Source organism: Pseudomonas sp. P106(2024) (assembly GCF_057480815.1).
This window is the reverse complement of sequence record NZ_JBLIYU010000020.1, coordinates 35,364-47,979: the sequence shown is the minus strand read 5'-3', so window position 1 is coordinate 47,979 and position 12,616 is coordinate 35,364. Positions and strand designations below refer to the sequence as shown.

General features: G+C 65.9%; 8 protein-coding genes. 2 read left to right on the top strand and 6 right to left on the bottom strand.

The annotated features are described in order from the left end of the window. Window positions 1-5: 5 nt before the first annotated feature. Window positions 6-2,072 (bottom strand): carbon starvation CstA family protein, encoded by a 2,067-nt coding sequence (locus AC25M7_RS23225; protein ID WP_062362098.1) that lies wholly within the window; start codon window positions 2,070-2,072, stop codon window positions 6-8. Window positions 2,073-2,238: 166 nt separating this feature from the next. Between AC25M7_RS23225 and AC25M7_RS23220 the strand changes: the two genes are divergently transcribed. Together AC25M7_RS23220 and AC25M7_RS23215 are read left to right on the top strand one after the other, a co-directional pair. Next, window positions 2,239-2,607, top strand: a complete 369-nt coding sequence (locus AC25M7_RS23220; RefSeq protein WP_028691346.1) for a PilZ domain-containing protein — start codon at window positions 2,239-2,241, stop codon at window positions 2,605-2,607. A gap of 261 nt (window positions 2,608-2,868) precedes the next feature. Then, window positions 2,869-4,386 carry a nucleobase:cation symporter-2 family protein gene (locus AC25M7_RS23215; protein WP_028691345.1) on the top strand — a complete coding sequence of 506 codons (1,518 nt, stop codon included), beginning with the start codon at window positions 2,869-2,871 and terminating at the stop codon, window positions 4,384-4,386. An 88-nt stretch (window positions 4,387-4,474) separates the two neighbouring features. Here the strand turns inward: AC25M7_RS23215 and AC25M7_RS23210 are convergent, their stop codons facing one another. From AC25M7_RS23210 to AC25M7_RS23190, 5 genes are all read right to left on the bottom strand, one after another. Continuing rightward, on the bottom strand, window positions 4,475-5,812 hold the full coding sequence (locus tag AC25M7_RS23210) for a TolC family outer membrane protein (protein ID WP_232853737.1): 1,338 nt from the start codon (window positions 5,810-5,812) through the stop codon (window positions 4,475-4,477). Between the two features lie 4 nt (window positions 5,813-5,816). Further along, window positions 5,817-7,148 carry an HlyD family type I secretion periplasmic adaptor subunit gene (locus AC25M7_RS23205; protein WP_236248672.1) on the bottom strand — a complete coding sequence of 444 codons (1,332 nt, stop codon included), beginning with the start codon at window positions 7,146-7,148 and terminating at the stop codon, window positions 5,817-5,819. Window positions 7,149-7,152: 4 nt separating this feature from the next. After that, window positions 7,153-8,919: a type I secretion system permease/ATPase gene (locus AC25M7_RS23200; protein ID WP_232853735.1), complete on the bottom strand. Its 1,767-nt coding sequence runs from the start codon at window positions 8,917-8,919 to the stop codon at window positions 7,153-7,155. 169 nt (window positions 8,920-9,088) lie between these two features. Continuing rightward, window positions 9,089-9,706: a heme acquisition protein HasA gene (locus AC25M7_RS23195; RefSeq protein ID WP_028691341.1), complete on the bottom strand. Its 618-nt coding sequence runs from the start codon at window positions 9,704-9,706 to the stop codon at window positions 9,089-9,091. A gap of 82 nt (window positions 9,707-9,788) precedes the next feature. Next, window positions 9,789-12,458 (bottom strand): TonB-dependent receptor, encoded by a 2,670-nt coding sequence (locus tag AC25M7_RS23190; RefSeq protein ID WP_486971517.1) that lies wholly within the window; start codon window positions 12,456-12,458, stop codon window positions 9,789-9,791. Between the last annotated feature and the right edge of the window lie 158 nt (window positions 12,459-12,616).

The following is a 12,616-nucleotide window of genomic DNA, read 5'->3' as shown; positions in this document are numbered from 1 at the left end:
TCCTCTCAAGCGTCAGGCAGGGCCTGGAACGGGGTTTCCTTGTCGGTGCGCTCCTTGCGACCCAGGGCGGCGAGGCCAACCTTGACGGCGAAGAACAGCACGCTGAACACCACCACCAGGAACAGCACGGTCAGGCCGGCGTTGGTGTAGGCGTTGAAGATCACATGCTGCATCTGGCCGATGTCCTTGGCCGGGGCCAGCACTTGGCCGGCATCCAGCGCGGTGCTGTACTTCTTGGCCAGGGCCAGGAAGCCGACCGCAGGGTTCGGGTCGAACAACTTGATCAGGCCCGCGGTGGTGGTGCAGATCAGCAGCCACACGGCCGGCAGCAGGGTGACCCAGACGTAGCGCTGGCGCTTCATCTTGATCAGCACCACGGTACCCAGCATCAAGGCGATGCCGGCGAGCATCTGGTTGGAGATGCCGAACAGCGGCCACAGGGTGTTGATGCCACCCAGAGGGTCGATCACGCCCTGATACAGCAGATAGCCCCACAGCGCCACGCAACCGGCGGTGCCGATCAGGTTGGCGGTCCACGACTCGGTGCGTTTCAGGGCCGGCACGAAGCTGCCCAGCAAATCCTGCAGCATGAAGCGACCGGCACGGGTACCGGCGTCTACTGCAGTGAGGATGAACAGCGCCTCGAACAGAATCGCGAAGTGGTACCAGAACGCCATGGTGTTCTCACCCGGCAGTACCTGGTGCAGGATCTGCGCAATGCCCACCGCCAGGGTCGGTGCACCACCGGCACGGGCCAGGATGGTGTGCTCGCCGATATCACGGGCTGTGGCCTCGAGCTGCTCGGGTGTGATCATGAAGCCCCAGCTGCTCACAGTCTGCGCCACCGAGACGACGTCGGCACCGACCACCGCGGCCGGGCTGTTCATGGCGAAGTACACCCCCGGCTCGATCACCGAGGCGGCGACCATGGCCATGATGGCGACGAACGACTCCATCAGCATGCCGCCGTAGCCGATGTAGCGGGCGTTGGTTTCGTTGTCCAGCAGCTTGGGCGTGGTCCCCGAGGAGATCAGCGCGTGGAAGCCGGACACCGCGCCGCAGGCGATGGTGATGAACAGGAACGGGAACAGGGTGCCCTTCCAAACCGGGCCCGTGCCGTCGGTGAACTGGGTCAGCGCCGGCATCTTCAGTTCGGGCGCGATGATCAGGATGCCGATGGCAAGGCCGACGATGGTGCCGATCTTGAGAAAGGTCGACAGGTAGTCACGCGGCGCCAGCACCAGCCACACCGGCAGCACGGCAGCGACGAAACCGTAGCCGACCAGCATCCAGGTGATCTGCACGCCGGTGAAGGTGAACGCCGGGCCCCACACCGGATCTGCGGCGATCTGGCCCCCCAGCCAGATCGACAGCAGCAGCAGGACCACGCCGATGACCGAGATCTCGCCGATGCGGCCCGGGCGGATGTAGCGCATGTAGATGCCCATGAACATCGCGATCGGGATGGTCGCCATCACCGTGAACATGCCCCACGGGCTCTCGGCCAGGGCCTTGACCACGATCAGCGCCAGCACCGCGAGGATGATGATCATGATCAGGAAGCAGCCGAACAGGGCGATGGTGCCCGGGATGCGGCCCATTTCCTCGCGAACCATGTCGCCCAGCGAGCGGCCGTTGCGGCGGGTGGAGAGGAACAGGACCATGAAGTCCTGCACCGCGCCGGCCAGCACCACGCCGGCGATCAGCCACAGCGTGCCGGGCAGGTAGCCCATCTGCGCGGCGAGCACCGGGCCGACGAGCGGGCCGGCGCCGGCGATGGCGGCGAAGTGGTGGCCGAAGAGAATGTGCTTGTTGGTCGGGACGTAGTCCAGGCCATCGTTGTTGAGCACCGCGGGCGTGGCCCGGCGGGGGTCGAGCTGCATCACCTTGGTGGCGATGAACAGGCTGTAGTAACGGTAGGCGACCAGGTAAAGGGCCACTGCCGCGACCACGATCCACAAGGCGTTGATGGCCTCACCGCGACGCAGGGCGACCACACCCAGCGCGCAGGCCCCTATGACTGCCAGCGCCAGCCACGGAATGTGGCGTAGCAGGCTATTATTGTTGTTCATGGTTTACTTCCAGCTGGTGGATTGGAAAGACCGCCCATCGAGTCTAGGGCGACTCATCGCGCATTGCCACACTTGCTTTGGTCTAGAGCCTCTGCGGCCAGATTGCGGTACCTGATACTGCACCATAACCCACTATAGTCAGGTTGAACCCCCGAGGGCTTTTCCCATGAGCGACCACGACGAACGCCGCCGCTTTCAACGCATCGCCTTCGATGCTCCCACTGAACTGCGCCAGGGCGAGCGGCGCTGGCCGGTGAAACTGCTCGACCTGTCGCTCAAGGGCTTGCTGATCGAGCGCCCCGATCCCTGGAATGCCGACCTCACCCAGGATTTCGAAGCGATCATCCACCTCAACGACAAGAAGACCCAGGTGCTGATGCAGGTCGAACTGCGCCACGAGGAGCCGAGCCGTCTGGGTTTCATCTGCCTGCACATCGACATCGATTCGATGACCCATCTGCACCGTCTGGTGGAACTGAACGTGGGTGACAGCACCGAAATGATGCGCGAGCTGCGCGAACTCATCGAAGATTGATATCTCTTAGCTTGCTATCTATCTGGCTGTGACGGCTTTCCTGTCCAGCCAGACAGCTTTCATACGCCTGCCAAGCTCTTTGTACACACCCCTCTGGAACAGCATCCTGCAAGTTGGAACGCAACCTGCATCCAGGTTTCACGCACCCTGGACGCACCAGTTCCGTCGCTACGATCAAAACTTTGTATACAATTTTTGTGGCAATTTTTTGTGTTAGTTGTCTACAGTAGCGGCACAACAATAAACAGAGAGCCTGCTCCAATGACCACGTCCCCCAGCACGTCTCCCGCCCCGCGCCCCGAGGACGAGAACCTCGGCCTTGGCGCCAACCTGGCCTACGGGCTGCAGCATGTCCTGACCATGTATGGAGGGATTGTCGCCGTACCCCTGATCCTCGGCCAGGCCGCCGGCCTGGCCCCGGCGGAAATCGGCCTGTTGATCGCCGCCTCGCTGTTCGCCGGAGGCCTGGCGACGTTGCTGCAGACCCTTGGCCTGCCGTTCTTCGGCTGCCAGCTGCCGCTGGTGCAGGGCGTGTCGTTCGCCGGCGTGGCGACCATGGGCGCGATCCTCGGCAGCCAGAGCGGTGGCGGCTTGCCTTCGGTGCTGGGCGCGGTGATGGCGGCCTCGCTCATCGGTTTCCTGATCACCCCGGTGTTCTCGCGCATCACCAAGTTCTTCCCGCCGCTGGTCACCGGCATCGTCATCACCACCATCGGCCTGACCCTGATGCCCGTGGCCGCACGCTGGGTGATGGGCGGCAACAGCGCCTCGCCGGAGTTCGGCAGCGTGGCCAACATCGGCCTGGCGGCCCTGACCTTCGCCATCGTCCTGCTGCTGAGCAAGCTGGGCAGCGCGAGCATCTCGCGCCTGTCGATCCTCCTGGCCATGGTCGCCGGCACCCTGATTGCCTGGGCGCTGGGCATGACCGACTTCAGCAAAGTTACCGAAGGCCCGATTTTCGCCTTCCCCACGCCGTTCCACTTCGGCATGCCGACCTTCCATATCGCCGCGATCCTGTCGATGTGCATCGTGATCATGGTGACCCTGGTGGAAACCTCGGCGGACATCCTCGCCGTGGGTGAGATCATCGACACCAAGGTCGACTCCAAGCGCCTGGGCAATGGCCTGCGCGCCGACATGGCGTCGAGCATCCTGGCGCCGATCTTCGGCTCGTTCACCCAGAGCGCCTTTGCCCAGAACGTCGGCCTGGTGGCCGTGACCGGGGTGAAGAGCCGCTACGTGGTGGCCACCGGGGGGGTAATCCTGGTGGTGCTGGGCCTGCTGCCGATCATGGGCCGGGTCATCGCCGCGGTACCGACCCCGGTCCTCGGCGGCGCGGGTATCGTGCTGTTCGGCACCGTGGCGGCCAGCGGCATCCGCACCCTGTCCAAGGTCAACTACAAGAACAACGTCAACCTGATCATCGTCGCTGCCTCGCTGGGCTTCGGCATGATCCCGATCGCGGCGCCGACCTTCTACCACAACTTCCCGAGCTGGTTCGAAACCATCTTCCACTCCGGCATCAGCTCGGCGGCGATCATGGCCATCCTGCTGAACCTGATCTTCAACCACTTCACCACCGGCAACTCGGAAAACCAGTCGGTGTTCGCCGCGGCCTACGAGCGCACCATCCAGTACTCGGACATCTCGGCCCTGCGCGATGGCGACTACTTCAAGGACGGCAAGCTGTTCGACGCCGACGGCAATGAGGTTCCGGTGCTGGAGCTTGACGAGCACGGCAACGAGGCGCCCAGGCGCAAGGCGGTTGCCGAACACTGATCGCTGACCAGGACGGTCATCGAGGGGGAGCCGACGCGCATCGTCGGCTCCCTTTTTTATCTGGTGCAGGTGTCGGAGCGCCGACGCACTATCCGTGCGACAGGAAATACCTGCTCAACGCATTCAGATCCCCCGCCTCCAGTACGCCCGCCAGATAGCGCAGCTGCAACCACGCCCGCAGGTACTCATGGCGTGCCTGCGCCAGGTCACGCCTGGCACTGAACAGCTGTTGCTCGGCATCCAGCACATCGAGGTTGACCCTTTCCCCTCCCCGCACGCTCTTGCGTGTGGCCTGCACCAGGGCCGAGGCCGCCTTCACCGCCAGGTCGTAGGCGCGGATCTTCGCCGTGCCGCTAGCACACAGGTTGAACTGCCGACGCAGTTGGGTGAGCGTGTCGTTCAGCTGAGCATCCAGTTCGAACCCCGCGGCATCGCGCTGGGCACGAGCCTGACGCACTGACGCCTGCACCCCGCCCCCGGCATACAGCGGCACGCTCAACTGCACGCCGATGCTGTCGGTATCGTAGCGTTGGTTGTAGCTGCTCTCGGAGCTCGAACTGGAAATGCCCTTGCTGGCATAGGCACTCAACGAAGGCAGGTGCCCGGCCCGTTGCCGCTCGATGTTCTGCTCGGCGACCTCCAACCCATGGCGCTGGCTGGCCAGCTCGGCGTTGTGGGCCACGGCCAGGTCGCGCCAGCGCTCGAAACGTGTGGGGGTCAGGGGTTGGACGCGAAAATCGGCGGTCATCGGCGCCAGGTCCTCGACCACCACCGGCTCGCCGATGATCGCCTGCAAGGCGTGCAGCGCCGCATCGAGATTGTCGCCAGCCTCGATTTCCTGGGCCTGCGCCAACTCGTAGCGGGCGCGGGTTTCGAGCACATCGGTGCGGGTGCCCTCGCCGCCCTTGAGCAGGCGCTCGTTGAGGGTCATCTGCTCGGCATAGGTACGCCGCTGGGCCTGGGCCAAGGCGATCTGTTCGTTGGCGAACAACGCTTCGCTGTAGGCGCCGAACAGACGCACCATCAGCTCCTGGCCACGACCGCGATAGCGCTCGTCGGCCAGGGCGGCCTGGGCCACACCACGGCGGTAGTCGCTCCAGGCGGCGTAGTCGAACAACGGCTGCTCGAGGGTCAGGGTCGAGCTGTAGCTGCGGTAATCGCGCTGGGTGGTCACGTCGCCGAACTGGCTACGCTGGGTCACCTCGGAATCGTTGCGGGCGCGGTTGTAGCGATACGACAACCTGGGCAGCAGGCCAGCGCGACCGATCGCCAGGTTTTCGAGCCCGGCCTCGCGCTCGGCGATGGAGCCCTGCCAGGTGGGATCGTTGCGCAGCGCCAGGGCATAGGCGTCACCCAGGTCCAGGGCCTGCGCCGACAGGCTCGTGAACAACAGCAGCGGGCAGGCGGCACGCAGTAGCACGGACATCCCCTTATTCCTCGGTCAGGGCGACATGCACCCGGTCGGCCAGTGGCTTGAACAGGTAGTTGAGCAGCGAGCGCTCGCCAGTCCGCACGAAGGCCTCCACCGGCATGCCCGGGCGGATATCCAGGCCGGCCAGTTGGCCGAGGCCCTGGTCGCTGACCTTGATGCGCACCTGGTAGTAGGGCTGCTGGGTCTTTTCGTCGATCAGGCGATCGGCCGAGACCAATGTCACCTCGCCATCCACTCGTGGCGTGGTGCTCTGGTTGAAGGCGACGAACATCAACTCCACCGGCAACCCGGGGCGCAGGCGGTCGATCATGTCCACCGAGGCACGGGCTTCAACCAGCAGCGGCGCATCGCGCGGCACGATCTCCATCAGTTGCTGGCCCCGGGCGATGACGCCACCGTCGGTGAACACGCTCAGGCCCACCACGGTGCCGGCCACGGGGGCCCGCACCTGGGTATGGGCCAGCTCGAACTCGGCGCTGCGCAGGCGGTTGTCCAGGTCCTCTGCGCTGGCCTGCAGCTCGGTGAGCTGCTGGCGCACTTCGTTCTGGTACTCCTGCTGGCGCTGGCCGATGCGCAGCTTGAGTTCCAGGACCTGACGCCGGGCGCGGCCGATGCTGCCGAAGTCCTCGGCAATCGAGCCGTTGACCTGGGCCAGCAGGCGCTCACTGTCGAGCAGGCGATTGCGGGCGATGTAGCCATCCCGAGCCAGTTCGCGCAGGCCGCGCAACTGTTCGTCCAGCGCGTCACGCTGGGCCTGTTTGCTGGCCAGCGAGCCTTGCAGGCCCTGCAGCGAGGCTTCGGCGCCAGCGATGCTCTCGCGCAGGCCGCCAAGCTCCATCTCCAGCGCCTGGGCGCGGCTGCTGCGCAGTTGCCGCTGGCTCTCCAGCACCGTGGCCACCCAGGCACTGGCGGCCTGGTCACGCAGGCCTTGGGGGAAGTCGATCGAAGCCCTGCCATCGCGCTCGGCCAGCAGGCGCGCCTCGGCGGCGCGGGCGTTGACGTACTGTACCCGTAGCGAACCGACCTGGGCCTGGGCCTGGGTCGGATCCATGCGCAGCACGACCTGGCCGGCGCTCACCGTGTCGCCGTCACGCACCAGCAACTGCTCGATCACCCCGCCCGTGGGGGGCTGCACGGCCTGTCGGCTACCGGCGACCATCACGCTGCCGCTGACCGGCACGCCTTTGTCCAGCGGCGCCAGCGCGGCCCACAGGAGGAAACCGCCGAAACCTGCCAGCACCAGCCAGCGGCCCACCCGGCCCGGGCGGTGTTCGTCGAGGCTGAGCAGGCTCGCCTCGGTCTTTTGCGTGGAGAGGGCGTGTACGCTCATGGTGTCAGGCTCTTGGCTGGCCGAAGGTGACGCTCAGGCCGATGGGGTTGCGTGTGGAGGATGGCGCGACGGGGGCGGGCGCCGGCCGAGCGGCCCGCTGTGCGTCCTGCAGCACCCGGGCGGTGGGGCCGAAGGCCTGCAACTGGCCGCCCTTGAGCATCAGCAGGTTGTCCAGGCCGGCCAACAGCGAGGACTTGTGGGTGATCAGGATCAACGTGCGCTTGTGCTCGCGCAGCCTGGCAATGGCCTCGACCAACGCCTGCTCCCCGGCCTCATCGAGATTGGAATTGGGCTCGTCGAGCACGATCAGCGCCGGCAGCCCATACAGCGCCCGCGCCAGGCCGATGCGCTGGCGCTGGCCGCCGGACAGGCCCAGCCCGCCCTCCCCCAACAGCGTGTCATAGCCGCCCGGCAGCTTGAGGATCATGTCGTGCACACCCGCCAGCTGCGCCGCGGCCACCACTTGCTGGGCATCCACCGCGCCGAGCCGGGCGATGTTATCGGCGATGCTGCCGGCGAACAGCTGCACATCCTGGGGCAGGTAGCCGATATGCTGCCCCAGCGCGCCACGGTCCCAGACCCTCAGGTCCGCGCCATCCAGGCGGACCTTGCCGCTCGCCGGAACAACGGCGCCGACCAGCAGCCGCGCCAGGGTCGACTTGCCCGAGCCGGACGGGCCGATGATTCCCAGTGACTCGCCCGCCGGCAGTTCGAAGCCCAGGTTGTTCAGGCACAGACGGCTGCTGCCCGGCAGCGTCGCGCCCACCTGCTCGACCGCAAGCTTGCCTAGCGGCGTCGGCAACGGCATGCCCGCCGGGCGCTGCGGCTGGGCCTGCAGCAGCGCATTCAGGCGGTGGTAGGCCAGGCGCGCACCACTCCATTGGCGCCAGGCGCCGATCAACTGGTCGATCGGTGCCAGCACCCGGGCCATGAGAATGGAACCGGCGATCATCATTCCTGGCGTGATCAATTGCTCGATGGCCAGCCAGGCGCCCAGGCCGAGTACCAGCGACTGCAGAGCCAGGCGCACGGTCTTGGTCAGCGCGGTGACTGCCGCGGTTCGCTCGCTGCCCAGGTTCTGCCGGGCCAGGAAGCCGTGGTGCAGTCGCGCCCAGCGCTGGCGCACCGCCGCCAGCATGCCCATGGCCTCGATCACCTCGGCATTGCGCAGGTTGGCGCTGGCCTCCAGGCCGGCCTGCTGCGACAGCTGGCCGGCCTCGGCGAACGGCGCCTGGGTCAAACGTTCGTTGACCCAGGCCAGCAGCGTCAGCAGCACCGCCCCCAGCAGCGCCATCAGGCCGAGCCATGGGCTGAACAGGAACATCACCAGCAGGTACACCGGGAACCACGGCGCGTCGAAAAACGCGAACAGGGCCTGGCCGGTGGCGAACTGGCGCAGCGCGGTCAGGTCGGCAAGCATCTGCCCCGCCGCGCCCCGGTGCCCGGCCAGGCTGGCCTCGTAGGCGGCCTCGAACACGCGTGGGTTGAGGTTCATGTCCATGCGCGTGCCCAGGCGGATCACCACCTGGCTGCGCAGCCACTCCAGCAGACCCATGAAGGCGAACACCCCAAGCACCATGAGGCTGAGCATCAGCAAGGTCATCTCGTTGCGCGACGACAGGACCCGGTCGTAGACCTGCAGCATGTACAGCGCCGGGGCCAGCATCAGCACGTTGATCACCGCGGTGAACAGCGCAACGTTGCCAAGCCCGGCACGGCAGGCCCTGAGCGCCCGCAGCACTTCGTTGGCCGCGGTGGGAGCGGTTCGCATTGGTTGGAAACCTCGTAGAAGGCGCCGACCGGCGATTGCATTCGCCCTGTCGTCGCCACAGAATTCGCACCGCCGCAGCCTGGGCCCGGCAAAGACACGGGCTGCGGGGTAAGTGCATCAGATCAGCGAATGGCGGGGTAACCTTCCATTCGCTTTTTCATGCCTGTGCTCAGGCCGCCAGGGCCAGGTCCTCGGGCAGCGCCTGCACGCCGACCGCTTCGGCGGCAGCGGCGTGAGCCGGGCCGGCGGCCAGGGCCGCACCAATCTCGGCGAACGTGTTGTTGGTGGAGACGCCATAACCGGCCAGCAGGTTGTCCAGCACGCCTTCCAGGGCCGAGGTGTTGCCCTGCATCAGGCCGTAGATCACACCCTGTACTTCGTTGCCGGCACGCCCGGCGCCCTGCGCGGCATCCAGGTCCAGGCCGTTGAAGCTGACCACGTAGTTGGCCAGGCTGAAGTCGCTGCCGCTGCCGCCACCGAGCACTTCGCCCAGGGAGACGTTGTCCAGCGAGCCCCACAGGTAGTGGTTGAGGTTGTCGCCCGGGGCCTTGGACGGGTCGAACACATAGTGCAGACCGTTGGCGCTGTCGCTGTCGGCGATGAAGGCGTAGTCCGAGTTGTTGCGACCGTGGGTGGCGTACTGGTCGCCATCGAAGGTGCCGTTGCTGAAGCCACCGGTGTTGCTGTAGCCATGGCCGGCGGTGACGAAGCCGGCACTCCAGAAGGCCAGGTAGTCGTCGACGGTCGAGCTGGCGAAGGCGGCGTCGTAGTTAACGGAAAGGGTCATGACGGTTCCTCGTTGTTGCACAGTGATGACGAAGGCGCGTTCCGTGCCTTCGCGTCGCCCGGAATGGGCAAACCCGGTTGGTTCAGAAGCGGTACTCGAGCATGCCGCTCAAGGTACGGCCGCGGGCCAGCGACAGGTTGTTGCCGTCGCCCATGGCCACGAAGTAGGCCTCGTCGGTGGCGTTCTCCAACGACAGGGCCAGGTTCAGGCTGGGGGTCATCCAGTAGCTGGCGTAGAGGTCGTAGACCGTGTACTGCGGCCACTGGGCCTGGTCGATCTGGTTGTAGGTATGGCTTTTGAGGTTCTCGCCGTTGCCTTCGCTGTAGCGCACCCGCATGCCCACATCCAGGGTGCGCTCGAGCAGGCGCATGCCCAGGGTCAGGGCGCCACGGTCGGCGGGCATGTACGAGGCGTTGCCCATGATGTCGCCGCAGCTGACGATGTTGTTGGTGTCGCCGGCGCCCTCGGCGCGTGAGACCCGCACCGGCAACATGATGATGCGGCTGCCCACCCGCACCGGGCGCATGACGGTGCCAGCGCTGACCAGGCGCTGTGCGCCCCCCATGTAGAACTGGTTGGAACAGAACTCGTTGCTGCCGATCATGTGGGTGTAGCTGAGCTGGCCGTAGTAGGCGCCGGCGTCGTAGTCCAGGCTGTACTCCACCCCACGAAAGCGCGTGGTTTCCAGGTTGTTCTGGTAGGCCGAACGGCCCAGGGCGATACCCGCCACGCTGCTGCCGGGCAGCGAGACGTTGGTGTCGAGGAACGAGAAGTTGTCGATGCGTGTGTCGAAGTAGGCGACCTTGGCGCCGAAGCGATCCCCGTCGCGCAGCAGCGACTCCTTGAAGACGTTCAGCCCCAGCTCCCAGTTGTGCGACTCCTCGGCCTTGAGGAACGGGTTGGGGTAGACCATCTCGGCACTGCCGCCGGCATGCGGGCGGCCGCTCATGAACACTTCGGTCACCGCTGGCGGCCGCCAGCCACGGCCCCAGCGGGTGTAGACCTGCAGCCAGTCCGGTCCGGGCTTGAGCGCGATGCCGAAGGTCGGCGAAAAGCGCCCCTCCTCGGTGTCCTCGTCAAAGATCATGTGGGTCTGCTGGCGGGTAAGGCCGACCTCGGTGACGCCTTCGGGGTACATCCAGGTGGTGACCCCGGTCTTGCCGCTCAGACGATAACGGTCGTAGCGCAGCCCGGCATCCAGGGTGAGCCAGTCGTCATGCTCATAGGTGAGCTTGCCGAACAGGCTGGCCATCACCCGCTTGCCCTTGGGATTGGCACCCTGCACGTAGGGTAGCGACTCCACCTCGTTTACCGCGGCGATGCGCTCGGTGCTGGGGCGGAAGCTGTCCTGGAACAGCTCGGTGCCGTAGTTGAAACTCAGGGTGTCAGCCTGTCCCAGGTGCCAGCGCGAGGTGTTCTGCAGCTGCAGGCCCCAGGTGTCGGTCTGGAAGCGGTCGGTGTAGGCCTCGACGCGGTTGCCGGTGGCGGCGCTGGACAGGTTGTCGGCGTTCCAGCGGTCCTGGCGGGTGGTCACGTAGTACAGCTTGACCTTGAAGTCGATCAGGTCGTTGTCCGGGGTGAAGCTGTAGTCCAGTGCGGCATTCTTCGCATTGATGTCGTTGGTGCCGGTGACCCGGTAGTAATAGCGGTTGGCATTGCTGTCGTTGTAGGTCCAGGCGTCCTTGCTGTCGGTGTCGGTCTCGATGTAGCTGAATTGCAGGCGCTGATCGTCGGCGAGGTTGAGGCCGAGCTTGAACAGCTGCGAACGGGTCACGCTGTCCATCGCCCCCACTTCGCCGTGCAGCCAGCTCTTCCAAGCCTCGCGGTTCTCCAGCTTGCCGCGGATCTGCGTGCCCAGGTTGTCGGCGTTCTGCGTACCGCTGCGGTAGTTGCCGAAATGCCGCTCGCTGTGGCCAAGCAGGATATCGCCGGCTTCATTGCCGACGGCGAACAGCGCACTGCCATTGAAGTAGGTGCCGTTGCCCAGCTCGCCGATACCGTGGCCGGCGCGCAGGCGCCCCCCCATTTCCTTGCCCGGACCGAGCAGGTCGCGGGCATCGACGGTGTTGAAGCTGGCGATGCCGCCGATCACCCCGGCACCGCCCATGCCGGCCGAGGTGCCCTTGTCGATCTCGACACCCTGGATGAACTCCGGGTCGATGAACATCACGCCGTTGCGCTGCTGGTGGCCGTTGACGTTGAAGTTCTGGCGCATGCCGTCGATGTTCATGTTGACCCGACCATAGTCCTGCACGCCGCGGATGTTCACCGACAGTCCGGGGTCACGCTGGTTGACGGCGGTGTACACGCCCGCGGTCTGTTCGAGCAGGTCGGCGGCATGACGAGGGGCGCGCTGCTCAATCTGCTCGCGGGTAATGACACTCACCGATCGCGGGGCCTGGTACACCCAATCGCCATCACGCTGCGAATCGATATGGGTCGCGCCCAGCTCAAGGGCCTCGCCGTCCTGAACGAGACGCTCCAGGCCGACCTGGCCGGCGGCGCTGAAGTGGTAACGCACCGGCGTGCCGCGCAGCAGCTGGCGCAGGCCCTCTTCGGCCGGGTAGCTGCCGTGCAGCCCTTCGCTGCGCAGACCGGCCAGCTTGCGGCTGTCGAAGAACACCTGCACACCGGACTGCTCGGCATAGGCCAGTACGGCGCTGTCGAGCGACTGGGCCGGAATATCGAAACGAACCAGGTTGCGGCTGGCGGTGCTTGGCGAATCGGCGGCGTGTGCCTGGCCGATCCCCATCGGCAATGCACAGCTGCCCAGGACCAGGCTGCCGGCCAGGGCGAGGCGGCCCAGAGGGCGCAGGGGTTGTAGTCGTGGCGTGCTCACTGCGATTGCTCGTCCGTTGTTGATGTTTTCTAGTAATGAAAATCAATCTCAACAGTCAGACGCGCGATGCA